Source organism: Bradyrhizobium sp. B120 (assembly GCF_049075665.1).
Taxonomy (GTDB): Bacteria; Pseudomonadota; Alphaproteobacteria; order Rhizobiales; family Xanthobacteraceae; genus Bradyrhizobium.
This window is the reverse complement of record NZ_CP185242.1, coordinates 4313411-4339692: the sequence shown is the minus strand read 5'-3', so window position 1 is coordinate 4339692 and position 26282 is coordinate 4313411. Positions and strand designations below refer to the sequence as shown.

27 protein-coding genes are annotated in these 26282 nt (G+C 64.5%); 10 read left to right on the top strand and 17 right to left on the bottom strand.

Annotated elements, in window-relative coordinates:
* Positions 1-48: 48 nt before the first annotated feature.
* Together ACOIX3_RS19720 and ACOIX3_RS19715 are read right to left on the bottom strand one after the other, a co-directional pair.
* Positions 49-240, bottom strand: a complete 192-nt coding sequence (locus ACOIX3_RS19720; RefSeq protein WP_420971479.1) for a hypothetical protein — start codon at positions 238-240, stop codon at positions 49-51.
* Positions 237-1046: a transglutaminase-like domain-containing protein gene (locus ACOIX3_RS19715; protein WP_420971478.1), complete on the bottom strand. Its 810-nt coding sequence runs from the start codon at positions 1044-1046 to the stop codon at positions 237-239. The genes ACOIX3_RS19720 and ACOIX3_RS19715 overlap by 4 nt, the downstream gene beginning before the upstream one ends.
* 261 nt (positions 1047-1307) lie before the next feature.
* Here ACOIX3_RS19715 and ACOIX3_RS19710 point away from each other — a divergent pair, with 261 nt between their 5' ends.
* Complete coding sequence (locus ACOIX3_RS19710; RefSeq protein WP_173643488.1) at positions 1308-1487, top strand: hypothetical protein; 180 nt, start codon at positions 1308-1310, stop codon at positions 1485-1487.
* 401 nt (positions 1488-1888) lie between these two features.
* Here ACOIX3_RS19710 and gyrA read toward each other — a convergent pair whose 3' ends face one another.
* The 3 genes from gyrA to ACOIX3_RS19695 all read right to left on the bottom strand — a co-directional run bounded on the left by gyrA (position 1889) and on the right by ACOIX3_RS19695 (position 6002).
* Positions 1889-4615, bottom strand: coding sequence for a DNA gyrase subunit A (gyrA, locus tag ACOIX3_RS19705; RefSeq protein ID WP_420971477.1), 2727 nt, complete (start codon positions 4613-4615; stop codon positions 1889-1891).
* A gap of 235 nt (positions 4616-4850) precedes the next feature.
* Positions 4851-5249: a DUF2306 domain-containing protein gene (locus tag ACOIX3_RS19700; protein ID WP_342722075.1), complete on the bottom strand. Its 399-nt coding sequence runs from the start codon at positions 5247-5249 to the stop codon at positions 4851-4853.
* 258 nt (positions 5250-5507) lie between these two features.
* Entirely contained in the window at positions 5508-6002 is a 495-nt protein-coding gene (locus ACOIX3_RS19695) for a single-stranded DNA-binding protein (RefSeq protein WP_097672149.1), read from the bottom strand.
* Positions 6003-6448: 446 nt separating this feature from the next.
* Between ACOIX3_RS19695 and ACOIX3_RS19690 the strand changes: the two genes are divergently transcribed.
* The 4 genes from ACOIX3_RS19690 to uvrA all read left to right on the top strand — a co-directional run bounded on the left by ACOIX3_RS19690 (position 6449) and on the right by uvrA (position 12317).
* Complete coding sequence (locus ACOIX3_RS19690) at positions 6449-7195, top strand: outer membrane protein (RefSeq protein ID WP_420971476.1); 747 nt, start codon at positions 6449-6451, stop codon at positions 7193-7195.
* Between the two features lie 250 nt (positions 7196-7445).
* Positions 7446-8201: an outer membrane protein gene (locus ACOIX3_RS19685; RefSeq protein ID WP_420971475.1), complete on the top strand. Its 756-nt coding sequence runs from the start codon at positions 7446-7448 to the stop codon at positions 8199-8201.
* Positions 8202-8466: 265 nt separating this feature from the next.
* The gene (locus ACOIX3_RS19680) at positions 8467-9096 is read left to right on the top strand and encodes an outer membrane protein (RefSeq protein WP_420971474.1); all 630 of its coding nucleotides are present in this window, start codon (positions 8467-8469) and stop codon (positions 9094-9096) included.
* Positions 9097-9341: 245 nt separating this feature from the next.
* On the top strand, positions 9342-12317 hold the full coding sequence (uvrA, locus tag ACOIX3_RS19675; protein ID WP_420971473.1) for an excinuclease ABC subunit UvrA: 2976 nt from the start codon (positions 9342-9344) through the stop codon (positions 12315-12317).
* A gap of 285 nt (positions 12318-12602) precedes the next feature.
* On the opposite strand, the gene ACOIX3_RS19670 is transcribed toward uvrA, so the two are convergent.
* From ACOIX3_RS19670 to ACOIX3_RS19645, 6 genes are all read right to left on the bottom strand, one after another.
* Entirely contained in the window at positions 12603-12971 is a 369-nt protein-coding gene (locus ACOIX3_RS19670) for a VOC family protein (RefSeq protein ID WP_420971472.1), read from the bottom strand.
* 176 nt (positions 12972-13147) lie between these two features.
* Positions 13148-13480, bottom strand: a complete 333-nt coding sequence (locus ACOIX3_RS19665) for a PRC-barrel domain-containing protein (protein WP_420971471.1) — start codon at positions 13478-13480, stop codon at positions 13148-13150.
* Positions 13481-13582: 102 nt separating this feature from the next.
* Positions 13583-14122 (bottom strand): RNA 2'-phosphotransferase, encoded by a 540-nt coding sequence (locus tag ACOIX3_RS19660; RefSeq protein WP_420971470.1) that lies wholly within the window; start codon positions 14120-14122, stop codon positions 13583-13585.
* A gap of 115 nt (positions 14123-14237) precedes the next feature.
* Positions 14238-15176: a cytochrome D1 domain-containing protein gene (locus ACOIX3_RS19655; protein WP_420971469.1), complete on the bottom strand. Its 939-nt coding sequence runs from the start codon at positions 15174-15176 to the stop codon at positions 14238-14240.
* 141 nt (positions 15177-15317) lie between these two features.
* Positions 15318-15857, bottom strand: a complete 540-nt coding sequence (locus tag ACOIX3_RS19650; protein WP_420971468.1) for an SRPBCC family protein — start codon at positions 15855-15857, stop codon at positions 15318-15320.
* Positions 15858-16014: 157 nt separating this feature from the next.
* Positions 16015-16782, bottom strand: coding sequence for an AAA family ATPase (locus tag ACOIX3_RS19645; RefSeq protein WP_420971467.1), 768 nt, complete (start codon positions 16780-16782; stop codon positions 16015-16017).
* A gap of 176 nt (positions 16783-16958) precedes the next feature.
* Here ACOIX3_RS19645 and ACOIX3_RS19640 point away from each other — a divergent pair, with 176 nt between their 5' ends.
* On the top strand, positions 16959-17366 hold the full coding sequence (locus ACOIX3_RS19640) for a PaaI family thioesterase (RefSeq protein WP_420971466.1): 408 nt from the start codon (positions 16959-16961) through the stop codon (positions 17364-17366).
* Between the two features lie 9 nt (positions 17367-17375).
* Positions 17376-17699, top strand: coding sequence for a hypothetical protein (locus tag ACOIX3_RS19635; protein WP_420971465.1), 324 nt, complete (start codon positions 17376-17378; stop codon positions 17697-17699).
* 255 nt (positions 17700-17954) lie between these two features.
* Here the strand turns inward: ACOIX3_RS19635 and ACOIX3_RS19630 are convergent, their stop codons facing one another.
* The 4 genes from ACOIX3_RS19630 to ACOIX3_RS19615 all read right to left on the bottom strand — a co-directional run bounded on the left by ACOIX3_RS19630 (position 17955) and on the right by ACOIX3_RS19615 (position 22261).
* The gene (locus ACOIX3_RS19630) at positions 17955-18830 is read right to left on the bottom strand and encodes a PCC domain-containing protein (protein ID WP_420971464.1); all 876 of its coding nucleotides are present in this window, start codon (positions 18828-18830) and stop codon (positions 17955-17957) included.
* A 4-nt stretch (positions 18831-18834) separates the two neighbouring features.
* On the bottom strand, positions 18835-20475 hold the full coding sequence (locus ACOIX3_RS19625) for an acyl-CoA synthetase (protein ID WP_420971463.1): 1641 nt from the start codon (positions 20473-20475) through the stop codon (positions 18835-18837).
* Between the two features lie 255 nt (positions 20476-20730).
* Complete coding sequence (locus tag ACOIX3_RS19620) at positions 20731-21132, bottom strand: SPW repeat protein (RefSeq protein WP_420971462.1); 402 nt, start codon at positions 21130-21132, stop codon at positions 20731-20733.
* Positions 21133-21316: 184 nt separating this feature from the next.
* Complete coding sequence (locus tag ACOIX3_RS19615) at positions 21317-22261, bottom strand: tetratricopeptide repeat protein (RefSeq protein ID WP_420971461.1); 945 nt, start codon at positions 22259-22261, stop codon at positions 21317-21319.
* A gap of 100 nt (positions 22262-22361) precedes the next feature.
* Here ACOIX3_RS19615 and ACOIX3_RS19610 point away from each other — a divergent pair, with 100 nt between their 5' ends.
* Positions 22362-22634, top strand: a complete 273-nt coding sequence (locus tag ACOIX3_RS19610) for a GNAT family N-acetyltransferase (protein WP_375783159.1) — start codon at positions 22362-22364, stop codon at positions 22632-22634.
* Positions 22635-22648: 14 nt separating this feature from the next.
* On the opposite strand, the gene ACOIX3_RS19605 is transcribed toward ACOIX3_RS19610, so the two are convergent.
* Positions 22649-23440: a fumarylacetoacetate hydrolase family protein gene (locus tag ACOIX3_RS19605; protein WP_420971460.1), complete on the bottom strand. Its 792-nt coding sequence runs from the start codon at positions 23438-23440 to the stop codon at positions 22649-22651.
* Positions 23441-23566: 126 nt separating this feature from the next.
* A complete protein-coding gene (locus ACOIX3_RS19600; protein ID WP_050630562.1) occupies positions 23567-23980 on the bottom strand; it encodes a DUF3597 domain-containing protein in 414 nt (137 codons plus the stop codon).
* 286 nt (positions 23981-24266) lie between these two features.
* Here ACOIX3_RS19600 and ACOIX3_RS19595 point away from each other — a divergent pair, with 286 nt between their 5' ends.
* Together ACOIX3_RS19595 and ACOIX3_RS19590 are read left to right on the top strand one after the other, a co-directional pair.
* Positions 24267-25178 carry a DUF2189 domain-containing protein gene (locus ACOIX3_RS19595; protein ID WP_420971459.1) on the top strand — a complete coding sequence of 304 codons (912 nt, stop codon included), beginning with the start codon at positions 24267-24269 and terminating at the stop codon, positions 25176-25178.
* 233 nt (positions 25179-25411) lie between these two features.
* On the top strand, positions 25412-26227 hold the full coding sequence (locus ACOIX3_RS19590; protein WP_420971458.1) for a lytic murein transglycosylase: 816 nt from the start codon (positions 25412-25414) through the stop codon (positions 26225-26227).
* Positions 26228-26282: the final 55 nt, after the last annotated feature.

The window sequence follows — 26282 nt, the reverse complement described above, 5'->3', positions numbered from 1 at the left end:
AATCCGGGACCCCCAGTCGGACACGGACCTCCGAGGGCCTGGACCGGTCTATTCGCCCGCCGCGAGACGACGAACGCCGGATGCGGTCAGGCCGAGTTCACCGAGCCGTCTGACTGCGTAGCCGAGACCGACAAGGCGCTCCCCGTGCAACTGGGGAATCTCCCGTTGCGCTTCGCCCTTGCCGACCTCGACCAGGGAGGCGAACTCTTGCGAGCTGAGGACTTGGGGATCATCCGTCATGAAGCGGCCTCGTCGGTCCAGACCTTGAACGAGATCAGCGTGTTTGGCCCAAACGTCTGGGTAATCGGAACGTCGGAGGCATCCCGTCCCTGTGCGATCAGAACCCGGCCGATCCTCGGCACGTTGTTGCGCGGATCGAACATATGCCAGCGGCCGCCGAGATAGGCCTCGAACCAGCCGGCGAAATCGCCAGCCGCCCAAGGCAGCGGGGTGCCGATGTCGCTGAGATAGCCGGTGCAATAGCGCGCCGGAATGTTCATGCAGCGGCAGAAGGCAATCGCGAGATGCGCGTAGTCGCGGCACACGCCCTTGCCTTCGTCGAACACCTCCCGCGCCGTCTTGGTGGCCCGGGCGTGCTCGTAGCCGAAAGCGATGTGGCGATGGACGAAGTCGCAAATGGCCTGGACCCGCGGCCAGCCCGGCGGCGTGCCCTCGAACAGCTTCCACGCGATTTCTGAAAGCCGGTCGGTCTCGCAATAGCGGCTGCCCAGCAGATAGACCAGCGTGTCCGCCGGCAAGTCCTCGACCGCGTGCTGGCCGGCCGAAGCAAACACCGGATCAGGCGCGCCGCTGTCGCGCACGACGCCGTCGGCCGCCAGGCGCATCGGACCGGCCGGCGCAACGATACGGCTGCACCAATTGCCGAACCCGTCGCGATACGGCGTGATCGGCACCGCGGGGGTGGTGGTCAGGTGGTCGGGGACGATGATATCGGACGCGCGCGTGAAATGCGTGCCCAGCACCATGATCATGGGCGTCGGCTGGGGGAACTCGTAGTGCATTTCGAATCCGACGCGAAGCTTCATTCGAAATACATTCCCTGTTTGTCCTATCGACATGGCGACGATGCGGTCGAATACAAGGTACGATCTGCCTGATCGGACAAATACCCGTATAGCGCGAGAAAGTGCTGGCTATTTGCAGCAATCGCGCGCAGGAACGACGACGCTTGCCGGCTGGCGCGGCTTGCCAGCGCGAGGCGAACCCGACGAATGTTCCAGTCGGATGGTTGAAAGCCTCCCCCGTGCGTTCGAGACAGACTCAAACGCACTCACCGAAAGACCTTCATGCAAAATCTCTCGCCTCGTCACGTCAAGATTGAAGAGTCCGTGCGCCTCGGCGTGACGTCAGGTTGGTATTCCACAAAAGTCAGCGGAACATTCGTGACCGGCCCGCACGACACCGAAGCCGATTGCCTGCGCAAGATCGCCGAGATCAATCCTCCCCCGCCGAGGAAGAAGAAATAACTCCTGCGCGACCAGATTGGGCGCGCTCGCAAGCGAGCCAACCAAGACGCATGTCGGCAAGATGGCCAAACAAACCCGCGTTCGCCTCCTGGAGGTTATCGTGAGTGCGCAGAAAGAGCCCACTCGCTGGAAATGGCATGTTTCCGAAGGCGATTTGGAGCTCGTGCACGGCTACGCGACGTCACGCGAAACAGCGCAACGAGACGGCGATAGCGTTCTGTTCAAAATGCTGTCTGCCCCCCAGGCGCCCTGAACGGGGCGCCCTTCGAACAGAGACGCACGTTCTCGAATCTCGGCCAAACGACGCGAAGGCGCGGCCCGAAACGCACAGGCAATCAGGCATCAACCTGGTGGGGCCCCAACCTCGAGCCGCATGCAACGAACCACGTTCGGGAACGGCCCTACTCGCCGTTCCCGTTCGCGCCGTTCTCTTCCTCCGGAATGTGCTCGACCGAGACCACATGCTCGTCCTCGGCGGTATCGAACACGATCACGCCCTGGGTCGAGCGGCCGGCGACGCGGATGTCGGCCACCGGGCAACGGATCAGCTGCCCCTTGTCGGTGACCAGCATGATCTGGTCGGCGTCCTCGACCGGGAACGACGCCACCAGGTTGCCGTTGCGGTTGTTGACGCTCATCGCGACGATGCCTTTGCCGCCGCGGCCGGTGGTGCGGTACTCGTAGGACGAGGTCCGCTTGCCGAAGCCGTTGACGGAGACGGTGAGCACCACCTGCTCGGCCGCCGACAGCTCGGCGTAGCGCTCCTGCGACAGCTGGATCGCGTTCGTCATCTCCTCGCCCTCGGCATCCGTGGGCTCCTCGGCCGTCGCCTCGCCGGCCACCGCACGGCGCATCTTCAGGTAGGCTGAGCGCTCGTCCGAGGTGGTCTCGACATGGCGCAGGATCGCCAGCGAGATCAGCTTGTCGGCCTCGGCCAGCGCGATGCCGCGCACGCCCATCGAGGTGCGGCCGGTGAAGACGCGCACATCGGTGACCGGGAAGCGGATGCACTGCCCGCCGGCGGCGGTCAGCAGCACGTCGTCGCGCTCGGTGCAGATCTGCACGTCGACGATCGCCTCGCCCTCGCCGAGCTTCATGGCGATGATGCCGGAGCGGCGGACGTCGACGAAATCGGACAGCTTGTTGCGGCGAACGGTGCCGCTGGTGGTCGCGAACATCACGTCGAGATTGCCCCAGGAGGATTCATCCTCCGGCAGCGGCATGATGGTGGTGATGCGCTCGCCCTGCTCCAGCGGCAGGATGTTGATCAGCGCCTTGCCGCGCGCGTTGGGAGCCGCCATCGGCAGCCGCCAGACCTTCTCCTTGTAGACCTGGCCGCGCGACGAGAAGAACAGCACCGGCGTGTGGGTCGAGGCCACGAACAGCCGCGAGACGAAATCCTCGTCGCGGGTCTGCATGCCGGCGCGGCCCTTGCCGCCGCGGCGCTGCGCCCGGTAGGTCGACAGCGGCACGCGCTTGACGTAGCCCGCATGCGACACGGTGACGACCATGTCCTCGCGCTGGATCAGGTCCTCGTCCTCGACCTCGCCTTCCTGCTCGATGATCACGGTCTTGCGCGGGGTGGCGAACTGCTGCTTCACCTCGGCGAGCTCGGTCTTGACGATGCCCTGCACGCGGGCACGCGAGCGCAGGATGTCGAGATAGTCGGCGATCTCGGCCGCGAGCTTGTCGAGCTCCTCGGATATTTCGTCCCGCCCCAGTGCGGTCAGGCGCTGCAGCCGGAGATCGAGGATGGCCCTGGCCTGCTCCATCGACAGCCGGAGCGTGCCGTCATCGTTGATGCGATGCCGGGGATCGTCGATCAGCGTGATCATCGCCTCGACGTCGCGCGCCGGCCAGTCGCGCGACATCAGGGCCTCGCGCGCGGTGTTCGGATCGGGCGAGGTTCGGATGACACGGATCATCTCATCGATGTTGGCGACGGCGATCGCAAGGCCGACCAAAATGTGGGCGCGATCACGGGCCTTGCCGAGCAGGAACTTGGTCCGCCGGGTCACCACCTGCTCGCGGAACGCGACGAAGATGGTGAGCAGGTCCTTCAGATTCATCGTCTGCGGACGGCCGGAATCCAGCGCCAGGATGTTGGCTGGGAAATTCGTCTGCAGCGGCGTGAACCGGTAGAGCTGGTTCAGCACCACGTCGGGCACCGCTTCGCGCTTCAGCTCGATGACGACGCGATAGCCGTCACGATCGGACTCGTCGCGCAGGTCGCCGATGCCCTCGATCTTCTTCTCTTTGACGAGATCGGCGATGCGCTCGACCATCGTCGCCTTGTTCACCTGATAGGGAATCTCGGTGATGATGATCGCTTCGCGATCCTTCCTGATGGTGTCGATCGCCACCTTGCCGCGCATCACGATCGAGCCGCGGCCGAGATGGTAGGCCGAGCGGATGCCCTGGCGGCCCAGGATGATGCCGCCGGTCGGGAAGTCCGGTCCGGGAATGATGTCGATCAACTCGTCGATCGTGAGCGCCGGATTGTCGATCAGCGCCACGCAGGCGTCGACGACCTCGCCGAGATTGTGCGGCGGGATGTTGGTCGCCATGCCGACGGCGATGCCGCCGGCGCCATTGACCAGGAGGTTCGGGAAGCGGGCCGGCAGAACCGCCGGCTCCTTCTCCGAGTTGTCGTAGTTCGGCTGGAAATCGACGGTGTCCATGTCGATGTCGGCCAGAACGGCAAGCGCCGCCTTGGTCAGCCGTGCCTCGGTATATCGATAGGCCGCCGGCGGGTCGCCGTCGACCGAGCCGAAATTGCCCTGGCCGTCGATCAGCGGCACGCGCAGCGAGAAGTCCTGCGCCATGCGGACCATCGCGTCGTAAATCGACTGGTCGCCATGCGGATGATATTTACCGATCACGTCGCCGACGACGCGCGCGGACTTCACGTATTTCTTGTCCGGCGTGTGTCCCTGCTCATGCATCGAATAGAGGATGCGCCGGTGCACCGGCTTGAGCCCGTCGCGCGCATCGGGCAACGCACGGGACACGATCACGCTCATCGCGTAATCGAGGTAGGACTTCTTCATCTCGTCGAGAATGGAAACGGGACGAATATCTGAGGGCACCGGCGGCTCGCCGGGCTTGTCGTCTTCGGGTTCGGACAAAGGGGAAATCCGGTCAGTTCTGCTAGGGAATCATATAGACCATCAGGGGCCTGATAACCACCCTTGCGCGGCTCCGGCAAGCCGTTTTTCCCTTCGTTTTTTCATGTACTTACGGGCTTGTTTGCGGCTTCGGCCGCGGCTTGGCCCGGGAAGCGAATCGTGAGCGGCGAATTGCGCATGGAACACGGGTTCCCGGTACGTTATTCGCCGCTCACCATTCGCGATTTCGCTTCCCTCAGTGCCCGAACACCACTGCGTGCATGATCCGCCCGGGCACGAAGGTGAACAGGCCGGCAATCACCAGCGCGCCGAAGAAAATGCCGATCATCGTGAACTTGTGACGGCGGACGTTGTGGCTCCGCGCGGCCGTCACGCCGAGCACCAGCATGACCAGCGAGAAGATCGACAGCAGGTGGATCGGACTCCACGGGCCCACCAGCTGGATCTGGTGGATCCAGAACGAGCTCCCGGCGACGACCAGCATCAGGATCACCCAGATCCAGCCCAGCGTCCGGTGCGGCAGCGTGCCCTTCGGTGCGGCGAGCTGGATGGAGCCGAGCACGAACGCAGCCATCGCGGCAAAGGCATGGAGCGGGATCGCAGGCGCAGCGTCGAGCAATGGCGCGAGGCTCATGATGGCAGCCCTCGAGTGAAGCTCACGGCGAGGCGTCACTCGCCGCAGGCCAATGTAAATATCATTCACATTAGCCTGTGTCAAAGTCTGAGGAACTCGCGCGATCCACCGGATGTTAGTGAAATATGATCAGATGGATATGAGGTTATCCTCATAATCCACACAAGAACCCACCCTTGCCGCATTATACCGCCGCTCCGGGAAATGAATCTTCACCGGAACGGCGCCTGACGGAATCGTCGAAACCGCGGCTGGCGGTCAGAACGGGATGTCGTCGTCCATGTCGCTGTTGCGGCTGCCGCCGCCGGCGGCGACCGCACGGCGCGGTGCCGAGCTGACCGGACCGGACGAGCCGAAATCGCTGCCGCCGCCATCATCGGCGAAGCTGCCGCCTCCGCCGCCCCGCCCGTCGAGCATGGTGAGGTTGGAGTTGAAGCCCTGCAGCACCACCTCGGTCGAGTACTTCTCGACGCCGCTCTGGTCGGTCCATTTGCGGGTCTGCAACTGACCCTCGATGTACACCTTGGCGCCCTTCTTCAGGTACTGCTCGGCGACCTTGCAGAGGCCCTCGTTGAAGATCACGACGCGGTGCCACTCGGTCTTTTCCTTGCGCTCGCCGGTGCCCTTGTCGCGCCAGGTTTCCGAGGTGGCGATGGAAAGATTGGCGATCGGACGGCCGTCCTGCGTCCGCCGGATCTCCGGATCCTTGCCGAGGTTTCCAACCAGGATCACCTTGTTCACGCTTCCCGCCATCGCATCATCTCCACTCAAAAACCGGGCGCCGGACATCGGCCGCCACTCTCAACCATCGCCACTTACTTGCAGGCGTCGCGAATGACCTATACGGCCGGTGCCGGCTCGATGCCCTCGCCGTCGCGCGGTTATCCACGATATTCAAGATATAGCATTGAAGCCGACACCGTTCCAGTTTTGTTCGCCACAACCAGCCGTAGAAGCGGCCGATGGCGATGGCGCGGCCGCCGATTTCGCTGCCGGTCACCAGCGGGCTCCGACGCCTTATGAAAATGTAAGTTAAATCAACGCCTTGCTTTGTCGACACTTCTTCCCCGAGTGTTGCATTTGGGAGACGGCGCTTCCGGTTGAATCAGGATATAGGTACCAGCCATCAGACGGGCGCTCGCGTCTGAGATCGCGCTTCGGGACCTTTGGAAGCCGATGGGGAAGCTGGGGGTTTGATTATGAAGAAGTTTTTGCTCGCTACGGTTGTCCTGATTGCGTTCGCTGCGCCGGCCGCGGCCGCCGATCTTGCTGCGCGCCCCTACACCAAGGCGCCGCCGCCGATGATCGCCGCCGTCTATGACTGGAGCGGCTTCTACATCGGCGCCAACGGCGGCTGGGGCTCGAGCCACAATTGCTGGGACCAGATCCCGGGCGGCATCCTGCTCGGCTCGGATGGTTGCCATGATGCGACCGGCGGCGTTGCCGGTGGCCAGATCGGCTATCGCTGGCAGTCGGGCACCTGGGTGTTCGGCCTCGAAGCGCAGGGCGACTGGGCTGACCTGAAGGGCAGCAACAACAGCGCGATCTTCCCGGGCCTGTTCACCAACCAGACCAAGATCGACGCGTTCGGCCTGTTCACCGGCCAGATCGGCTACGCCGTCAACAACGTGCTGCTCTACGCCAAGGGCGGTGCGGCGCTGACCGACAACCGCTTCAGCACCTACTTCACGCCGACCGGCGTGCTTGCCGGCCGCACGAGCGACACCCGCTGGGGCGGCACCATCGGCGCCGGCATCGAAGTCGGCTTCGCGCCGAACTGGACCGCTGGTGTCGAGTACGACCACCTGTTCATGCAGGACAAGACCTACAACCTCACCACCCCGACCGGCGCGCTGTTCAGCAGCATCCGCGATCGCCAGGACGTCGACCTCGTCACCGTCCGCGTGAACTACAAGTGGGGTGGCCCGGTGGTTGCGCGCTACTGATCGCGCGACACGGATTTGATCCAGACGAAAGGCCGGCTTCACGCCGGCCTTTTTGTTTGCGTGGCCGCCTTGTTGCGCAGCCGAGCGCGCCGGGTCACCGCCACGAATCAAACGTGGTTAAATCTTAATAAATCGTAAAATATGCAATAAAATCAAAATGCTACTGGTGTTGCGGGCGCAACACGCTCGATTGCAACCTGGAATGGTAGCCTTGTCCCGCACTTGATCGATTCGAAGCGGGATGGATTCCATGAAGCAGCTTTGTGTTGCCGCAGCCGGCCTCGCCGCGCTGAGCGTTTCGTCCGTATCGGCGGCTGACCTCGCCGCACATTCCCCAACGCCGCAGGTTGTGACGCCCGCGACCAGCTGGAACGGCTTCTATCTCGGCGCCCAGGGCGGCGGCGGCTGGGGCACCAGCAACGAGACCTATCTCGGCGCACCGAACGATGCGGCGTTCATCGGCACCCAAACCTACAACACCAGCGGCGGCTTTTTCGGCGGCGTGATCGGCTACAATGTCCAGACCGGCCCCGTCGTGTTCGGCGTCGAAGGCGATTACCACTGGTCCGCCGTCAACGGCCGCTCCAGCGTGATCAATGTCGGACCGCCGAGCGTGCTCGACAGCTACACCACCGAGCTGCGCAGCTTCGGCGACATCAAGGGCCGGCTCGGCTACGCCGACGGTGCCACGCTGTGGTTCGCGAGCGGCGGCGCCGCGGTCGGCGATATCCTGCATCGTTACAATGCCGGGCTCGCGCCGCCCTCGGTCTCGGCCAGCGACACGCGCTGGGGATGGACCGTCGGCGCCGGGGTCGAATACATGTTCGCCGCCAACTGGTCGGCCAAGCTCGAGTACAACTACATCGATCTCGGCAAGGTCGCGCCGATCCAGTACACGCCCGCGATCAACGATCGCTCGGAGTGGAAGGACACGTTCCACACCGTCAAGCTCGGCATCAATTACCACTTCAACCCGCCGAGCCCGGTCGTATCAGCGAAATACTGAGCTACCGGCGGTCGCACGCCGCACCTGCACAGCGAACACAAGAGCCGGCCCTGCGCCGGCTTTTTTCTTGCGGGCAAGCGCGCGCTCGCCGAGCCATTTTCCGTGCATTGTGGTTTCACGGATACACAACTTCCGAGATTTCTATGTAGAAACGCGCGAGCGTCACACGACACTGCTGTGACGTTCCCTTCAATGTTTGAAGGGACAACAAGAAAATGGGACTGGGACTTTGAAAATCAGGAATGTTTTGCTGGCATCGGCCGGCATGTTTGCCCTCAGCGCAATTGCACCGGCAATGGCCGCCGATATGGCGGCACGCGCGCCTTACGTGAAGGCTCCGCCGCCGGCCGCGATCTACAACTGGACCGGCTTCTACATCGGCGGCTTCGGTGGCTATGCCAGCGAGGACTCCGGCAACCCGAAGATGGAAGGCGGCTTCGGCGGCGGCACCATCGGCTACAATTGGCAGGCCGGCAACATCGTGTACGGCCTCGAGGCTGACGGCGCCTGGGCTGACGTCAATGCGTCCGCAACCGCTTTCGGCATCACCGCGACGAGCAAGATCGACTCGCTCGGCACCGCGCGCGGCCGCATCGGCTTCGCCGTCGACAAGGTGCTGTTCTACGGCACCGGCGGCTACGCCTGGGCCGACAACAAGCTCACCCTCAGCGCTGGCGGCGTGAGCGTCTCGCAGAGCAACTTCCACTCCGGCTGGACGGTCGGCGCCGGCATCGAGGCGTTCATCGCGCCGCAGTGGTCGATCAAGGGCGAGTACCTGTATCGCAGCCTCGGCGGCGAGACCTACTTCGGCATTCCGTCTGCCGACATCAACCTGCACACCGTGCAGTTCGGCGTGAACTATCACTTCGGCGGCCCGATCGTCGCCAAGTACTGAGCGAAAAACAGACCTCAGGGTCTCGGAAAGGCCGGCCTCGCGCCGGCCTTTTTGCGTCTGGGAACCGCATCCTGCTGACGGCTGCTGCCAACAGGCAAACTATCCGTTGATGGACGCGACTCAGCACTGGAAATTGTCGGCCGTTCTTCCTACGTTCCAGTCTTCTCACCCATCGGCGCAAGGTCCCGGCAGCACCGGCGATGCGCGCCCAAAAGGCGCCCGATCATGCGCCCGGAAATGTCGCTATGGATGAAGTGCTCAAGGCGAAGCGCCAACAGACCGCCGGCTCCTCATCGCGCGCCATCACGATCCGCGGCGCGCGCGAACACAATCTGAAGAACATCGACGTCGAGATTCCGCGCGACAAGCTCGTGGTGTTCACCGGCCTGTCCGGCTCCGGCAAGTCGTCGCTCGCGTTCGACACCATCTACGCCGAGGGTCAGCGCCGCTACGTCGAGTCGCTGTCGGCCTATGCGCGCCAGTTCCTTGAGATGATGCAAAAGCCCGATGTCGACCAGATCGACGGCCTGTCGCCGGCGATCTCGATCGAGCAGAAGACGACGTCGAAGAACCCGCGCTCCACCGTGGGCACCGTCACCGAGATCTACGACTACATGCGCCTGCTGTGGGCGCGCGTCGGCGTGCCCTATTCGCCGGCCACGGGCCTTCCGATCGAGAGCCAGATCGTCTCGCAGATGGTCGACCGCGTGCTGGCGCTGCCGGAAGGCACCCGCCTCTATCTGCTGGCGCCGGTCGTGCGTGGCCGCAAGGGCGAGTACAAGAAGGAGCTCGCCGAGTACCTCAAGAAGGGCTTTCAGCGCGTCAAGATCGACGGCACCTTCCATGAGCTATCGGAGGTGCCCGCGCTCGACAAGAAATTCCCGCACGACATCGACGTCGTGGTCGACCGCATCGTGGTGCGCCCCGACCTCTCCCAGCGCCTCGCGGAAAGCTTTGAGACTGCGCTGAAGCTCGCCGAGGGCCTCGCGGTGATCGAGTATGCCGATGCGCCGACGGCGGCACCGGCCGAGGACAAGAAGAAGACCGCGAAGATCCACGACAAGAGCGGCCCCGAGCGCATCCTGTTCTCGGAAAAGTTCGCCTGCCCGGTCTCCGGCTTCACGATCCCCGAGATCGAGCCGCGCCTGTTCTCGTTCAACAACCCCTATGGCGCGTGCCCGGCCTGCGGCGGCCTCGGCGTCGAGCAGCATATCGACGAAGACCTGGTCATCCCCGACAAGGAGCTGACCTTGCGCAAGGGCGCGATCGCACCCTGGGCGAAGTCGTCCTCGCCCTATTACATCCAGACACTGACGGCGCTCGGCAAGCACTACAAATTCACGCTCGATACCAAGTGGAAGGACCTCACCAAGAAGGTGCAGGCCGCGCTGCTGCACGGCTCCGGCGACGACGAGATCAAGTTCTCCTATGAGGACGGCGTCCGCTCCTACGACACCAAGAAACCGTTCGAGGGCGTCGTCACCAACATCAACCGCCGCTACCGCGAGACCGAGAGCGAATGGGCGCGCGAGGAGCTCGGCAAGTATTTCTCCGACGTGCCCTGCGCCGGCTGCAACGGCTATCGGCTGAAGCCGGAGGCGCTGTGCGTCAAGATCGGCGGCAAGCATATCGGCGAGATCTCCGAGCTCTCGGTGAGGCGCGCCGGCGAGTGGTTCGAGACCGTGCCGGAAGCGCTGAATGCGCAGCAGAACGAGATCGCCGCGCGCATCCTGAAGGAAATCCGCGAGCGCCTGACCTTCCTGCTCGACGTCGGCCTCAACTACCTGACGCTGTCGCGATCGTCGGGCACGCTGTCCGGCGGCGAGAGCCAGCGCATCCGCCTGGCCTCGCAGATCGGCTCGGGCCTGACCGGCGTGCTCTACGTGCTGGACGAGCCGTCGATCGGCCTGCACCAGCGCGACAACGCCCGCCTGCTCGACACGCTGAAGCGGCTTCGCGACCTCGGCAATACCGTGGTCGTGGTCGAGCATGACGAGGACGCCATCCGCCTCGCCGACTACGTGCTCGATATCGGTCCCGGCGCCGGCATGCATGGCGGCCACATCGTCGCCGAGGGCACGCCCGACCAGATCATGCGCAACCCGAACTCGCTGACCGGCAAATACCTGACCGGCGAGCTTTCGGTCCCGGTGCCCGACCGGCGGCCGCCGAACCACCGGCGCACCATCAAGGTCATCAACGCCCGTGGCAACAATCTGAAGAACGTCTCGGCTGAGATCCCGCTCGGCCTGTTCACCTGCGTGACCGGCGTCTCCGGTGGCGGCAAGTCGACCTTGCTGATCGACACGCTCTACAAGTCGATCGCGCGCAAGCTGAACAATGCCAGCGAAGGCGCCGCCCCGCACGACCGCATCGAGGGCCTCGAGCACATCGACAAGATCATCGACATCGACCAGTCGCCGATCGGCCGCACCCCGCGTTCGAACCCCGCGACCTATACAGGCGCCTTCACGCCGATCCGCGAATGGTTCGCAGGCCTGCCCGAGGCGAAGGCGCGCGGCTACGAGCCCGGGCGCTTCTCCTTCAACGTCAAGGGCGGCCGCTGCGAGGCCTGCCAGGGCGACGGCGTCATCAAGATCGAGATGCACTTCCTGCCCGACGTCTACGTCACCTGCGACACCTGCAAGGGCAAGCGCTACAACCGCGAGACCCTCGAGGTGCTGTTCAAGGGCAAGAGCATCGCCGACGTGCTCGACATGACCGTCGAGGAAGCCGCCGAGTTCTTCAAGGCGGTGCCGCGCGTGCGCGAGACCTTCCAGACCCTGCACCGCGTCGGCCTCGACTACATCCATGTCGGCCAGCAGGCCACCACGCTGTCCGGCGGCGAGGCCCAGCGCGTCAAGCTCGCCAAGGAGCTGTCAAAGCGCGCCACCGGCCGCACGCTCTACATCCTGGACGAGCCGACCACCGGCCTGCACTTCCACGACGTCGCCAAGCTGCTCGAGGTGCTGCACGAGTTGGTCGCCCAGGGCAACACGGTGGTGGTGATCGAGCACAATCTCGAAGTCATCAAGACCGCCGACTGGGTGATCGACCTCGGCCCCGAAGGCGGCGACGGCGGCGGCGAGATCGTCGCCTGGGGCCCGCCGGAGGACATCGTGAAAGCGCCGAGGAGCTATACAGGCAAGTTTTTGGCGCCGGTGCTCAAGAAGGCGAACAGCAAGCCGCGGAAGAGCTCAGCGAGCGAGGCGGCGGAGTAGCAGGAGTGCCTCTGTACACATATGTCGCGAGCTACCGAGGGTCGACGTGTGCCGTGCAGGGCAGCTACAGCAACTACAAGGGCTTTGCACCACAGGCGCTTGCGCAGATTCCGGATGGTGCGCTTCCAGGGCTGACCCCAGCCATACGAAAAGACTTGGCCAAGGCTTGGGGCGAGTGGGAGCAGATGCCGGAATTATCGCGGGTATGGCGGATCAGCTTTAAGGTAGGCGATCACGAGATGGTCGTGCACGCGGTCGAAACCAAATCCGAGCCCAGCTCACGTCCTATCTCCCGCCGTAGGTGGCGATCTGCCAGACGTTTGCCCAGGAATCCCGGACCATCGCGCGCCTGTCGCTATAAGGCGTATCCGCAGGGGCCTCGATCGATTCGGCGCCGGCCGCGAGCGCCCGCCGATAGGTCTCGTCCGTGTTCTCGACATACACATAGAGAAAGGCCGGCATGGCCTCGCGGACGCCTCCGCCGTCGCTGATCAGGATGATCGAGTCTCCGATGCGAATTTCCGTTGGCGCTCCCGACCGGACTTCGCCTTTCGCATCAAAAACGTCTCTCAGGAATTCGGCCAGGCCGGTGAGGTCGCGCGTAACAATACGCGGTATGACGGAAGGCCAGCCGGCGGGCTTGAATTGGGGCATGGGTCTGCCTTGACTAAGCAACGATGATACGCCGCTGATGAAAGCTACCAGAAATGCAGGAGCAAGTAGCCCGGATGAGCGAAGCGATATCCGGGACTGTGGGCAGAACAAGTGGATGGCTCCCGCATGTCGCTTCGCTCATGCGGGCTACAACAACTGTCCCCTTCACCTCCGCGCTACACCGCCCAATAATTCGGGTGCGTATAGGCGTGCGAGCGGTCGCCCCAGTCGAATTCGTCGCCGTCGAACTCGGATGGGCCGGTGCGCAGATCGTCCAGCGTCACCTCGGCCTCGAAGGCCTGGCGCACGGGATCGAATTTCAAGGCCGTCCATTTGACCGGATAGTGGTGGTGGCTGCTGAGCACGCCACCGGTCTTGATCACGGCGTAGGCTACCGTTCCGCTCACCTTGTCGAGCATCAGCCGCTCGATCGATCCGAGCTTTGAGCCATCGCGCCCGAACACGCAGACATGCTCGACGCGGTCGCTGGGCACCAAGGTGTGATGCATGGCATCCTCCCTGTCTTCCCTTGTTCGCTGAGATTATAGCACCGGCGCATGCCGATGTGCAGAGGTCGTCGTGCGGATTGGCGAAGCGTCATCCGCCCTCCGTCACTGCCCGAGAAACTGCGGCGGCACGTGGTCGGTCAGCCATACGCCATTGTCCGCCCGGTAAAACTTGAATCCCTTCCCGTGCATCGCGCCTGCATCGACCTTGAAAATATGGGGCTTGCCGTGACGTTGACCGACGCGCAGGGCTGTCGCTTCATCAGCGGACAGATGCACTTGCTGGCGTGCCTGCGGCTTCAGGCCTTCCACCAGGATCGCGTCGACAAACCGCGTCGCGGTCCCGTGATACAGGATCGACAGCGGCTGTTGCGGCGGCAAGCCAAGCTCCACTGATATCGAATGCCCCTGCGCGGCGCGGATATCGCGGCCATCGGCCGAGATCGAAAACCGCTTCTTGTCGCTGGTCGCGACGACATCGAGCAGGTCGGCGCGGCTAAACCTCGTTCCGGCCGCGTTGGCTTTTTCAACCAGCTCATCGATGTTGACCCAGCCGTCAGCACTGAGCGTCAAGCCGATCTCATCGGGCTTGTGCCGCAGCACGAAGCTCAAGAACTTGCTGAGCTGGATTTGATCGACCGGCATCGGGTGGGTTCCTGTCCGGCTGCCTTATACCCAAGGCCAATCGTGACGAGCAAGTCACCCGGCAAGCGAAGCAATCGTAGGGTGGCCAGCCCACCCTGCGCACCTTGCCTCGCACCTACTCCGTCCGTCTCAGAAACGCCCCGAACGCCCGCGGGCCGTCGCCGACCTTGACCTCGCCGATCACTTTCAACTCGCTGGCATCGATCACGCTCAGCGTGTTGCTCTCCCAGTTGGCGACCACGATCCGCTTGCCGTCGGCGGTCGCCTCGATGCCCTCGGGGTAATCGCCGACGGTGATCCGCTTCACGGGCTGCAAGGTCGCGAGGTCGAACACGCTGACCTTGCCGTCATACTGGTCGGTGACGAAGCCGCGGCCCTGCGCCAGCGCCACGGCATAGGGGCGCAGGCCGACCTGGACGCGGCCGATCTCGCGCGCGGTCGCAATGTCGATTACCGAGACGTCGTTGGAGCCGACATTGGCAGTGTAGGCGCGCTTGCCTTCGGCATCGATGGTGACACCGAACGGACGGGTCCCGACCTTGACGATCCCTCGCCGCTCGTGCGCGGAAATGTCTGTGATCGACACGCTGTCGTCGTCGCGGTCGGCGGAGAGCAGCAGCCGCCCGTCCGGCGTCACGGCAAGCCCCGACGGCGAGGCACCGACCGCGAGACTGGCGACGACACGCTGCTCTTTGGTATCGATCTCCCGCACCGCGGCAGCGTACCAGTCGGCGACATAGACGGTTGCGCCGTCGGGCGCCACCGCGATGCCGAGCGGCCCGCCGCCGACGTCGACCCGGCCGACCACCTTTCGCGCCGACGCGTCGACCACCGTGACCGCCTTGGCATCGGGGCTCGTCACATAGGCGAAGCGGCCGTCGTTGCTGACGGCAACACCCGCGGGCTTGCCGCCGATCGCGATGGTCGCAACCGGGTTCGAGGTCGAAAGATCGACCACCGTGAGATCGTCGCTGAGCTGGTTGGTGACAAAGGCCTCCTCGGCGCGCGCGCCACTGAGACCGGCGAGCAGCGCCAGCAGCGCGATCGCGCGCATGCTCAGGGGCCCCACACAAGCGACTGGATCAACGTCATTGCGAGCGAAGCGAAGCAATCCACAGCGCCGCAGAACGGAAACATGGATTGCTTCGTCGCTGACGCTCCTCGCAAGGACGGACCGGTAAGGGTTCACGCCCTCTCAGCTTCCGCTCTCGATCTTCTTCTTCAGCGCCGCCAGCCCGCCCCGGTAGAGCTCGCTCACCGCCTTCACCGCGGCCTCGTCGTTCAGCTCCGGCGGCGGATCGTTGTTCGGAAAGCCGCGATAGAACGCGCCGGCCCATTCCAGCTTCGCCTTGCCGCCGGGGGCCGGCGACACCGACAGCGTCGAGGAGTAATTGGTGACGGGCAGCACCTTCACGTCGACAGCCGTGATCCGGTACGAATAGCTCATCATCTCGGGCTCGTATTTGTAGAGCTCCTCGTCGATGGTAATGCCGGGCGCCAGTGTCAGCCGTCGCGTGGCGCCGATCTCGTTGCCCTTCTCGCCCTCGGTCTTGGCGATACCGGCAAGCCAGCTCATGTCCTGGAAATTGCCGATCACCGCCCACACCTTGGCCTGCGGCGCGTCGATCTCGATGGATTCCCGTACCTTCTGGCGGGTCGGCCCATGGGCCCAGGCGGCCCCCAAGACGGCCAATGCCACCACCACCACGCCGGCCTTCGCGATCGTCAACCTCATCCCTGGTCTCTCCCGATGTCTGTCGGTCATGCGCCGCCTGGCGCATGCCGCAGTTTATGGTTCGAGGTTCTAGACTAGATCGGGGGCTGGATTCTTGCACCAGAGCGAAGTCGCGGCCGCGGGCTTCCCCGGGAGGCAAGTCTCCTTGGCATCAGCGTCACTCCTCGATCGCCGCCTCGACGAACCCCTTCGGGTCGTCGCAAAACTCGCGCATCAGCCGGTAGTGGTCGGTCTCCCGCAGGCTGACCGGCTCGAGCCCGTATTTGCTCAGCCGCAGCAGCGTCGCGTCGGGATAGGCCATCAGGACCGGCGCATGCGTCGCCATGATCACCTGGCAGTGGCCGGTGCCGTTCATTCGGTGCAGCAGCTTGAGAAATTCGATCTGCCGTGCCGGCGACAGCGCGGATTCCGGCTCGTCGAAGATGAAGATGCCCTGCCGTTGGCAGCGCTCCTCGAAGAAGCGCAGGAAGCCCTCGCCGTGGGAATGCGACAGGAAGTCCGGCGGCAACGCGCCGACGTCCTGCGCTGCCTCGTCCAGATATCGTGCAACCGAGAAGAAGCTTTCGGCGCGGAAGAACCAGCCATTGGTGATCTTGGGCAACCAGCTCGCACGCAACGCCGAGGCAAGCGAACCGCCCATTTTCTCCAGCGCCCTGCCATGGTCGACCGCACGATAACCGTTGCCGCCGCCGGCATCGTCATAGCCGGCCATTACGGCGATACCTTCCAGCAGCGTCGACTTGCCGGTGCCGTTCTCGCCGACGATGATGGTGATCGCCTTATCGAAGCTGAGTTCGAATTCGTCGCGCAGCAGCGGCAGCACGAACGGATAGGCATCGCGATTGGGAATGCGCTCAGGATCGAGCCAGACGCGCCGGAGATACGGCGCGGGCATGTTGATCGGGCGGTGTCGTCCTCTGGCCATTCGTCCTGCTTCCGGCACGCCGCGGCGGCGCCAAGTACGATCCCAGATAGAGGTGAACCCGTCAAGAACACAACGGGAACAAACGGACTGGCCTGGCGCGCACGTCAGCGCACAATGCTAGGTTCAACTTCCGCGCATACAACGCGGAATCAGCAAGCTTTGTTGGGATCCCCGAAATGACAACCTCGCCTCCGGAAGGGTTCAAGCTCCTGCCGAGCCGCCCAGGGTTCATCGACCACAATGGCCCCTACTACTGGCGCGAGACCGGCGACGCCGCGCCCGAATGGGGCTTTCAGAGCGACGATCGGCACGGCAATCCCTACGGCTACATTCATGGCGGGGCGATCCTCGGCTTTCTCGATACCGCCCTCGGCAGTGCGGTGTTCATGGCAACCAAACGCAAATGCGCGACCGTTTCGCTGGACACCCGCTTCGTCGGCGGCGCCGCGCCGGGTCCCTGGATCATCGGCCGCACGACCTTGAAGAAGGTGACGCGGACTTTCGCTTTCGTCGATGCGGAAGCCTTCGCCGACGACAAGCTGCTGGTGACGGCCGCAGCGGTTTTCCGCGTCTTCGACGAATGAGCGGAGCGGATGCCAAGCCGCAGCTACATGCTTTTCCGCCAGGCGATCCTCACCGAGCAGCAAGTGGTCTGCAGCTATGACGATCGGCCGCGTGAGCTCTGCCCGCATATCATCGGCCACAACAAAAGCGGTGAAGAGGTCGTGCTGGCGTGGCAGTTCGCCGGCGAGAGTTCGGGCAAGCTGCCGCAATGGCGCTGCCTGCGGCTTGCCCAGGTCAGCGCGATCAGCTTGCGCAAGGGCCGCTGGCACGAGGGCGGCTCGCACCGCACCGAGCAGACCTGTGTCAGCGCGATCGACCTCGACATCAACATCCATGTCCGCAAGCGGCGGTGAGCGGCCGTTACCTGTCGCCAGTATGCGGATGTGTGCCCCACGGGCGGCACTACACACTCCCCGTCGTCCCGGCGAAGGCCGGGACCCATTACCCCAAAAGGCCGTTGTTGCGCGACGGTGTGGCCCCAGCTCGCTCCATCCATACGTCCTGTGGTTATGGGTCCCGGCCTTCGCCGGGACGACAGCGGAGGATGCGGCGCGATATCGACTCCAGCGAACGCCGGGACGACGCTCAGAGAGACTGCGAGCCCGCCCCTACGGCCGCTCTGCCTCCTCCAACACTTCCAGCACCAGCTCCATCGTCATCAGCACGGGATTGTCGCCGCGCACCAGGCGTCCCTCGGCGATGCCGCCGAGATAGTCGACCAGCGCGACGTCGAGACTGGCGCGCACCCGACGATTGGCGTCGGGCGCGATCTGCCCCGCGGTCACCGCAAGCTCGGTCGCGAACGGCACCACGCTGTGGCCATCGCTGAAAACCGCGCCGACGGTCGAGCCGACGCCGCCATGCAGCCGCGCGCGCAGGATACCGTGCTGGCGACAGAAGCCTTCTAACGCACAGGCGAAATCCTGGTTCGGCCGCAGCCGCAACGCGAAGGCATGGCTCGTGGTCTTCGCCCCGCGCGGCGCGCTGGCGACCGGACCGAACAGCTTGAAATTGGTCTCGCTGTCGGGCTCGGCGACGAACGTCGCACCGTCGACGCCGAACGCGCTGACCTCGAACGGCTCGGCGACGATGGTCTCGTCCGGCAGCATGTGTCCGCCGTTGAAGCGGCCGTCAGCCTCGGTCCACAACCCATGGCAATGGAAGAACGGCGCGCCGTCGCGTTCGCCAAAGGTCAGCGCCGCGAGCTTGAGCAGTGTCACGCCATCGGGACGGAACGTGTCGCTGTAGAATGCAGCGTTGACGCCGTCCTTCGACAGCGCCGGCATCACATAGGCGAACGGCCCGAGCGCGCCGCCCGTGGCGCTGAGCACGCCACCGGAAAATCCCTCCGCCGCAAAGCCGCGGCGCGCGGCTTCGAGCAAGGGAATGCCGGCCTCCAGCATGAATGAAAAGGCGCGGCCGCGCGCGGCGACCCATTGGATGCGCTCGGGTATGGGAGCGCCGGGCTGGGCGATGCTGCGCATCGCCTCAGGCGCCCGTCGATTTGGCAATCACCTCGAGCAGCCCGCGCGCCTCGAGCTCGTCGCGGATCAACCGCTTCGGCACCTTGCCGTATCCGGACTTCGGCAGCGCCTCCCAGAAGAAGAAGCGCTTTGGCATCTTGTAGCGCGGCACCTTCGGCGCGAGGTACGCCGCAAGCTCCGCCTCCGCGACCGCCTCGGTGCCCTCGCGCGCGACGCAGACGGCGACACCGACCTCGCCCCAGAACGGATCGGGCACGCCGAGCACGGCGACCTCGCCGACCGCGGGATGGGTCAGAAGCTTCTCCTCGATCTCGCGCGGATAGATGTTGGAGCCACCGGAGATGTACATGTCGGAGGCGCGGCCGGTGATGTAGACAAAACCCTCCTCGTCCATGTGGCCGAGGTCGCCGGTGCGAAACCAGCCGTCACGGAAGGCCTTCGCATTGGCCTCGGGGTTGTCGTAATAGCCGGCGAACACGCCGGGGCCGATCACACAGATCTCGCCGGTCTCGCGTGCTTTCAGCTCGCTTCCGTCGTCGCCCTGGATCGAGACCTGCATACCGGTGCGTTCGAAGCCGCAGGTGCCGATCCGGGCATGCGGGCCGTCCTCGGGATCGTGCAGGCCGGGCGGCAGCACCGTGATGTTGCCGGTGACCTCGCCGAGGCCGAAATACTGCACCAGCACGCCGCCGAGCTTGTTCAGCGCCGCCTTCTGGTCCTCGCGATACATCGGCGCGCCGGCATAGATGATGTAGCGCAGCGAGGAATGGTCGTGCTGGTCGGCGGCGGGATGCTCGACCATCATCTTCAGGATGGTCGGCACCGTGAACATGTTGCTAACGCAGTGCTTGGCGATCAGCCGGTACGCCTCCGCGATGTCGAACTTCTCCGACGGCAGCAGGATGGTCGGCACGCCGCGCGCGGTCTGCACCAGCTGGTGCACGCCGGCGCCATGCGACAGCGGCGCCACCACCAGCGAGGCGTCGTGTTCGGTGGTGCCGGGCATCAGGTCGGCAAGATGGTTCGTGATGACAAAGGCCATCTGGCCATGCGTCAGCACCGCGGCCTTGGAGCGGCCGGTGGTGCCGGAGGTGAAGAAGAACCAGCAGGGATCGTCGTACTCGACCGGCGTGTTCTCGACCGCTGCACCGGCGTGCTTGGCGATCACGTCACCGAGCGTCGCCTCGCCGAACGTGCCCTCCTCGCCGATCCGCCAGACGAATTCGAGCGCGGGATTGGCGGCCGCCTTGGCATGCTCCGGGAAATCGGCGTGACAGAGAAACGCCTTGGCGCCGGAGGCTGCCGCCAGATAGGCGACCTCGTCGGGCATCAGGCGGAAATTGGTCGGCACCCAGACCGCACCGAGCCGGAAGGCCGCGAACATCGACCAGAACATCTCGTCGCAGTTCTTGGAATGCACCAGGATGCGGTCGCCCTCGCCGATGCCGCGCGCGGCCAGCGCCGCCGCCAGCGCCGAGACGTTCTGGTCGATATGGCGCCAGGACCAGGCCTTCTCGTTCCAGATGAAGCCGGGACGATCGCCGTGGCGGCGGGCGTTCTGGGTCAGGATGTAGGCGAGGTTCATCACCCGGCGCGACACCCGCGCGATCCCGCCACGCGGCGCGGTCACCTCGGTCCCGCTCATCGCCGCCCCGCCGATACGCACAACAGACAGGGCATGATCAGGACGGTCATCGGGTGTTTCCTCGGTCAGAACCGGGCGTCTTCAAGCGCCGCAAGGGAGTGGTGCCACCCGGTTTATCGCCAAGCAGCGCGCCTCGGCAAGGCCCGCCGAACGCGGCGCGATGATACCGCGCCGGCGGCCGCCATCCCGACAATGCCTGGCCCGACAATACTTGGCCCGACAATACTTGGCCCGAAAATACCTGGCCCGAGGCCGCTATTGCGGATGCTTGGCCAGGTCCTGCTCGCTCAGGTTCCAGTCCTGCCAGAGCTGCAACGCGCCGATCAGCGCGACCAGCCCGCCGAGCAGGATGTGCCAGAGCTGCAGTGTCTGGTCTTCCGAATAGCCGAAGATGTTCGGCGACGCGACCAGCCAGAGGCCGAGCACAATGCTCGCCACCTGCTCCCAGCGATGCAGCGCGACATATTCGAGTTGGGCAAGGCCCAGCACCAGCATGCCGACCACGAAGCTGTTGAGCACCAGGTGGCTGCGCTCGACATCGACGACGTCGCTGACCTGTATCGGAAACCAGGGCGAGACCATGATCAGCACGCCGAGCAGCATGCCGAGCCAGTCCTCCCAGGGGCGGTGTGTGCCGAAGAAACGATTGTCCGACATGACGAACCTCCTTGCGACAAGGGGCATACGTCAGCGGCCGGCCTCACCACTCGGTACCAGACGACCATTGGGCCGCATCCGGGGGCGTATGTCTGGGAACAAGCCTAATCGAATTGCATCGGCCCGCAAGGCCCGATCGGCGTATGTGCGATGCGGCAGGATCGAGGGCGGCCGGCACCGCGCGTCAGCGGACCCCACCGAGCCGCGCCAGCGCCTCGTTGGCGGACTTCAGACCGGGCTGCAGCTCCAGCGCCTTGCGGAAATCGGCCGCCGCGCCCTTCTTGTCGCCGAGCCGCAGCTTGGCCTGGCCGCGGTTATTCCAGGAATAGACGTCAGCGGGATCGTATTGCAACGCCTTGTCGTAGTCGGCGAGCCCGCCCTTGTTGTCACCCTGGAAGAGCCGGATCATGCCGCGGTTGCGCCAGCCGCGCGCATCGGTCGGCGCGATCTTCGCCGCCTCGCCGTAATCGGCAGCGGCACGATCGAGCTGCTCGGTCTCGCGATAGACATTGCCGCGGTTGAGATAGGCGAGCACGTTGGGCTCGAGCCTGATCTCGGTGGTGAAGTCGGCAATCGCATGCGCCGCGTCGCGCTTGCGGTAGTAGACGAAGCCGCGATTGCCATAGGCCGTGGAGAGCTCTGGATTGTACTTGATGGCGAGGTCGAGATCAGCCAGCGCGCGGTCGAGATCGCCCTTGTTGAGCCAGGCATCGCCGCGATTGTTGTAGGCCATCGCGAATGCCGGATCGATCCGGATCGCCTCGTCGTAGTCGGCAATTGCATGATCGAGGTCCTGCTTGAAGGCGTAGACCCGGCCGCGATTGGTATAGGCGCAGGCAAAGGCGGGATCGAGCTTGATCGCCTCGTTGAGGTCGGCGAGCGCGGCGTCGAGGTCGCGCTTTTCGGTCAGTCCGTGGCCGCGGTTGCAATAGGCCCCGGCCAACCGCCTGCCGGTCTGGGTCTTGCCGTCGATCATCGCGGTGCAGGCGGTGACGCGGTCGCCTGGGGCCGTCGTGGCGCCGATGCAGGTCTGCCAGCTCGGATCGTCGCCGGCGGCGGCTTGCGGAGGATTTGGGAGCGTCAACGCGGCGCCGAGCAATGCGGCGGTCAGGCAGGCCAAAATGCGCATCTCGTCAATCCACAAATGCCAATTTGCGGGTTGGTCGCGGCTTTGCACCGGCGGGTTCACGGGCTTAGATCAAGGCCTGTGAATCAACCGGGATTTTGCGATGGCTGCCGTCCGCGACAACAAGGCCGAGAGGCGCTTCGAACTCGATACCGAGGGAGGCACAGCCTTTGCGAATTACCGGCAGACGCCCTCGGCCGTCATCATCACCCATACCGAGACACCGCGCGCCCTGCGCGGCCGCGGCATCGCATCGGAGCTGGTCAAGGGCGCGCTGGAGCTGATCCGCGCCGACGGCCACAAGGTCATCGCCGGCTGCAGCTTCGTGGTGGACTACCTCGACAAGCATCCGGAATACGCGGACCTTGCCGGATAGCGCCCTGCCCGGCGTCAAACGATCTTGATCGACATGTCGGGCAGGCCCTCGAGCTTGCAGAGCAGCACGTCGCCCTTGACGACCGGGCCGACATTCTCCGGCGTTCCGGAATAGATGATGTCGCCGGCCTTCAGCTCGAAGGCCTCGGACAGCTTTGCGATCTGCTCGGCGACGCTCCAGATCATGTTCTTCAGATCCGAGCTCTGCCGCACCGTGCCGTTGACCGCGAGCGAGATCGCGCCTTGCGTGAAATGGCCGGTCTTATCAGCCGGATGGATCGGCCCGAGCACCGCGGCATGGTCAAAGCTCTTGCCGATCTCCCACGGCTTCTTCTCCGCAGCCATGCCGTTCTGCAAATCGCGCCGCGTCATGTCGAGGCCGAGCGCGTAGCCATAGACGTTATCGAGCGCCTTGTCGGCGGGGATGTTGGCGCCGCCGGACTTCAGCGCGGCGACCAGTTCGACCTCATGGTGATAGTTCTTGGTGAGCGACGGATAGGGATGATCGGCGACCGTGCCGATCGCGACATTCTGGATCGCATCGGTCGGCTTCTGGAAGAAGAACGGCGGCTCGCGCGTCGGATCGGAGCCGCGCTCGATCGCGTGCGCGGCGTAGTTGCGGCCGATGCAGTAGATGCGGCGGACCTGGAACACTTCGGTGACGCCGACGATCGGGATCGTCACGGCCGGGACCGCAAACATCGCCTTCGGCGCGGCCTCGGCGTGGGCCGGCACAGATTGCGCGGCGGCACCGGCCAGTGCGAGGGCGCCGGTCGCAAGCATCGTCCGGCGATCGAGATCAGTCACGGAAGTTCTCATGGGAGCTTTCATGGGCGTTCTCCTTCTTGTCCGCCGATCTATAGATGCTCGCCGGCCCATAAAAAAGGGCCCGCGCTGGCGCGGGCCCTGGCGGTGTGCGGGATGATGATCCCGTCAGTGCTTGATATCCGGGGGCAGCTTGCCGCCATTGGCCGCGAGCTTCGTCATCACCTGCTTGTGCAGCCAGATGTTCATGCTGGCGGAATCATTGGTGTCGCCGCTGTAACCGAGCTCCTTGGCGAGCTCCTTGCGCGCCGACAGGCTGGAGTCGATGTCGAGCGCCTTCATCAGGTCGACGATCGAGGTCCGCCACTCGAGCTTCTCACCCTTTGCGGCAACCGCCTTGTCGAGGATGGGGGCGACGTCAACGGACTGCGCGGGCGCTGCGCCGGCGGGCACCGCGGCAGGAGACGGCGATGCGCTACCGGATCCACCGGCGGGAGCTGCGCTTGTAGCCGTTCCGCCGGCGGGCGCGGCGCTGGCGCTGCTGCCGAAGATCGCGCCCATGATTTTTCCGAAAATGCTCATCGTTCGCTCCCAAGAGAGTTGAGATGTGAAGGCCACGCGGCAATGCACCGGCTGACCGAGGTCGCAGTTCAAGTGTATCGCTCCCTCAATACCTTGCCAATGCGACATTCACCTAAGCGTGAGTGCTTTTGCCGCGGTTTGGGAGTACCCTCGCTTCACAGTTCGCGACACGGCCAGTTCCCTGCTTTGTCTTTCGCGTCTGGCTTGCTCGTGATCGCTTCGAGAGGCGGTACGTTTGTGCCCGCGCCGGGCGCAGAATGCGCCCGCCCAGAGGGAGACAACGACCATGGCCACTCCATACCAAGGCAATGTCACATCGATGACGCAGAGCGGACAAGGCCCCGCATCTGCGCCAGTTATCCGCACCATCGGCCTGTCCGATTTGCATCAAGCGCTGCGTCTCGGCTGGGAAGACTTCAAGGCAGTACCGAGCCACGCCATCATCCTGTGTCTGATCTATCCGGTGCTCGGCATCGTGCTTGCGCGCACCGTGCACGGTTATTCCGTGCTGCCCCTGCTGTTTCCGCTGGCCGCGGGCTTTGCCCTGCTCGGCCCGTTCGCCGCGATCGGCCTCTACGAGATGAGCCGTCGGCGCGAGGACGGCGGTGAGGCATCCGCATGGGACGCCATGCAGGTATTCCGCTCGCCGTCATTCGGCGCGATGCTCGGGGTCGGAACGTTGCTGTTCGCGCTGTTCGTGACCTGGATCGCGACCGCGCAGGCGATCTACACCGCGGTGTTCGGCTATCAGATCGCGGCCGACATTCCCGATTTTGCCGCGCGCGTGCTGACCACCCCGCAAGGCTGGTGGCTGATCGTGGTCGGTTGCAGCGTCGGCTTTCTGTTCGCGCTCGTCGCGCTGTGCATCAGCGTGGTCGCCTTCCCGATGATGCTCGACCGCCAGGCAACCGCCGGCGAAGCCATGGTGACGTCGATGCGCGCCGTCGCACAGAACCCGGTGCCGATGGCGGCCTGGGGCCTGATCGTCGCGGTGTTGCTGGTGCTCGGCACGATCCCGTTCTTCCTCGGGCTTGCCGTCGTGATCCCCCTGCTCGGTCACGCCACCTGGCATCTCTATCGCGAGGTCATCGTCAAGGATCCGAACGCACGGCCGGTGGTCCCCGAGCCGCGTGAGCGCAAGCCCGCCGCCGACTTCCCGGCCAACCTGTTCCCGTGGCGGCGCAGCGATCGCGGCTAAGCGCCAGTCACCCCGAACGCGTAAACGCCAAAGCAACCGCCGGCCGATTATATTCGGCCGGCGGTTTGTCGTTCCGGATCGTCAAATGGGTGTGAAATTGGCGTGGCATTTGCAGCATTGCCTGAGATAAACGGCTCGGTCACGAGCCTTGTTTTAGCCGCTGTTGCCGCGAACATACCCGCCGGGTTTCGCGACCAATCGATGACATCGCAGACTCCGGAGTGAAATTGCCTATGACCTCTCGCTTTTCCTTTCGCACGCTCGCCGTCGGGGCGTGGCTGTTGACCTCGACCGCGTCTGCGCTCGCGGCCCAATGCGGCACGGGCACGTTCGAGTCCTGGCTCGACGACTTCAAGAAAGAGGCTGTGACGAAAGGCATTTCGCAGAACGCGATCCAGGCCGGGTTGAATGGCGTCACGCAGGACAAGGCGATCCTGGCGCGCGACCATTCGCAGCAGGTGTTCAGCCAGACCTTCGAGCAGTTCTCGGGTCGCATGGTGCCGCCGCGGCTCAATCGCGGCTCCGACATGATGAAGCGCTACGGCTCGGTGCTGTCGCGAATCGAGGAGGCCTACGGCGTGCCCGGCGAAATCCTGGTCGCGATCTGGGGGCTGGAGACCGATTTCGGCGTCAATACCGGCAAGTTTCCGACCCTACGCTCGCTGGCGACGCTGGCCTATGATTGCCGCCGCTCCGACATGTTCAAGGCCGAGTTGATGGATGCGTTGCGCATCGTCGAGCGTGGCGATCTCTCGCCGCAGGAGATGCGCGGCGCCTGGGCCGGCGAGCTCGGCCAGACCCAGTTCATGCCGTCGTCCTACATCAAGTTCGCGGTCGACTTCGACGGCAACGGCAAGCGCGACCTCTTGCACAACGTGCCGGACGTGCTGGCGTCGACGGCGAACTTCCTGAAGAGCTACGGCTGGAAGAAGGGCAAAGGCTGGGAGCCCGGCAGCGAGAACTTTACTGTGATCCAGCAGTGGAACAAGAGCGAGGTGTACGCCAAGACGATCGGCTATTTCGCGACCCAGCTTGCCAAAGCGCCATAAGGTTCGTCAAAGCGCCGACTGCCCCAGGCAACCGGCCCTTATCGCCTTGATCAAC

What these genes read in the sequence shown, in the direction of transcription:
- ACOIX3_RS19720 (WP_420971479.1), bottom strand. Translation starts at nt 240, where the DNA reads ATGACGGATGATCCCCAAGTCCTCAGCTCGCAAGAGTTCGCCTCCCTG.
- ACOIX3_RS19715 (WP_420971478.1), bottom strand. Translation starts at nt 1,046, where the DNA reads ATGAAGCTTCGCGTCGGATTCGAAATGCACTACGAGTTCCCCCAGCCG.
- ACOIX3_RS19710 (WP_173643488.1), top strand. Translation starts at nt 1,308, where the DNA reads ATGCAAAATCTCTCGCCTCGTCACGTCAAGATTGAAGAGTCCGTGCGC.
- ACOIX3_RS19700 (WP_342722075.1), bottom strand. Translation starts at nt 5,249, where the DNA reads ATGAGCCTCGCGCCATTGCTCGACGCTGCGCCTGCGATCCCGCTCCAT.
- ACOIX3_RS19695 (WP_097672149.1), bottom strand. Translation starts at nt 6,002, where the DNA reads ATGGCGGGAAGCGTGAACAAGGTGATCCTGGTTGGAAACCTCGGCAAG.
- ACOIX3_RS19690 (WP_420971476.1), top strand. Translation starts at nt 6,449, where the DNA reads ATGAAGAAGTTTTTGCTCGCTACGGTTGTCCTGATTGCGTTCGCTGCG.
- ACOIX3_RS19685 (WP_420971475.1), top strand. Translation starts at nt 7,446, where the DNA reads ATGAAGCAGCTTTGTGTTGCCGCAGCCGGCCTCGCCGCGCTGAGCGTT.
- ACOIX3_RS19680 (WP_420971474.1), top strand. Translation starts at nt 8,467, where the DNA reads ATGTTTGCCCTCAGCGCAATTGCACCGGCAATGGCCGCCGATATGGCG.
- uvrA (WP_420971473.1), top strand. Translation starts at nt 9,342, where the DNA reads ATGGATGAAGTGCTCAAGGCGAAGCGCCAACAGACCGCCGGCTCCTCA.
- ACOIX3_RS19670 (WP_420971472.1), bottom strand. Translation starts at nt 12,971, where the DNA reads ATGCCCCAATTCAAGCCCGCCGGCTGGCCTTCCGTCATACCGCGTATT.
- ACOIX3_RS19665 (WP_420971471.1), bottom strand. Translation starts at nt 13,480, where the DNA reads ATGCATCACACCTTGGTGCCCAGCGACCGCGTCGAGCATGTCTGCGTG.
- ACOIX3_RS19660 (WP_420971470.1), bottom strand. Translation starts at nt 14,122, where the DNA reads ATGCCGGTCGATCAAATCCAGCTCAGCAAGTTCTTGAGCTTCGTGCTG.
- ACOIX3_RS19655 (WP_420971469.1), bottom strand. Translation starts at nt 15,176, where the DNA reads ATGCGCGCGATCGCGCTGCTGGCGCTGCTCGCCGGTCTCAGTGGCGCG.
- ACOIX3_RS19650 (WP_420971468.1), bottom strand. Translation starts at nt 15,857, where the DNA reads ATGAGGTTGACGATCGCGAAGGCCGGCGTGGTGGTGGTGGCATTGGCC.
- ACOIX3_RS19645 (WP_420971467.1), bottom strand. Translation starts at nt 16,782, where the DNA reads ATGGCCAGAGGACGACACCGCCCGATCAACATGCCCGCGCCGTATCTC.
- ACOIX3_RS19640 (WP_420971466.1), top strand. Translation starts at nt 16,959, where the DNA reads ATGACAACCTCGCCTCCGGAAGGGTTCAAGCTCCTGCCGAGCCGCCCA.
- ACOIX3_RS19635 (WP_420971465.1), top strand. Translation starts at nt 17,376, where the DNA reads ATGCCAAGCCGCAGCTACATGCTTTTCCGCCAGGCGATCCTCACCGAG.
- ACOIX3_RS19630 (WP_420971464.1), bottom strand. Translation starts at nt 18,830, where the DNA reads ATGCGCAGCATCGCCCAGCCCGGCGCTCCCATACCCGAGCGCATCCAA.
- ACOIX3_RS19625 (WP_420971463.1), bottom strand. Translation starts at nt 20,475, where the DNA reads ATGAGCGGGACCGAGGTGACCGCGCCGCGTGGCGGGATCGCGCGGGTG.
- ACOIX3_RS19620 (WP_420971462.1), bottom strand. Translation starts at nt 21,132, where the DNA reads ATGTCGGACAATCGTTTCTTCGGCACACACCGCCCCTGGGAGGACTGG.
- ACOIX3_RS19615 (WP_420971461.1), bottom strand. Translation starts at nt 22,261, where the DNA reads ATGCGCATTTTGGCCTGCCTGACCGCCGCATTGCTCGGCGCCGCGTTG.
- ACOIX3_RS19610 (WP_375783159.1), top strand. Translation starts at nt 22,362, where the DNA reads ATGGCTGCCGTCCGCGACAACAAGGCCGAGAGGCGCTTCGAACTCGAT.
- ACOIX3_RS19600 (WP_050630562.1), bottom strand. Translation starts at nt 23,980, where the DNA reads ATGAGCATTTTCGGAAAAATCATGGGCGCGATCTTCGGCAGCAGCGCC.
- ACOIX3_RS19595 (WP_420971459.1), top strand. Translation starts at nt 24,267, where the DNA reads ATGGCCACTCCATACCAAGGCAATGTCACATCGATGACGCAGAGCGGA.
- ACOIX3_RS19590 (WP_420971458.1), top strand. Translation starts at nt 25,412, where the DNA reads ATGACCTCTCGCTTTTCCTTTCGCACGCTCGCCGTCGGGGCGTGGCTG.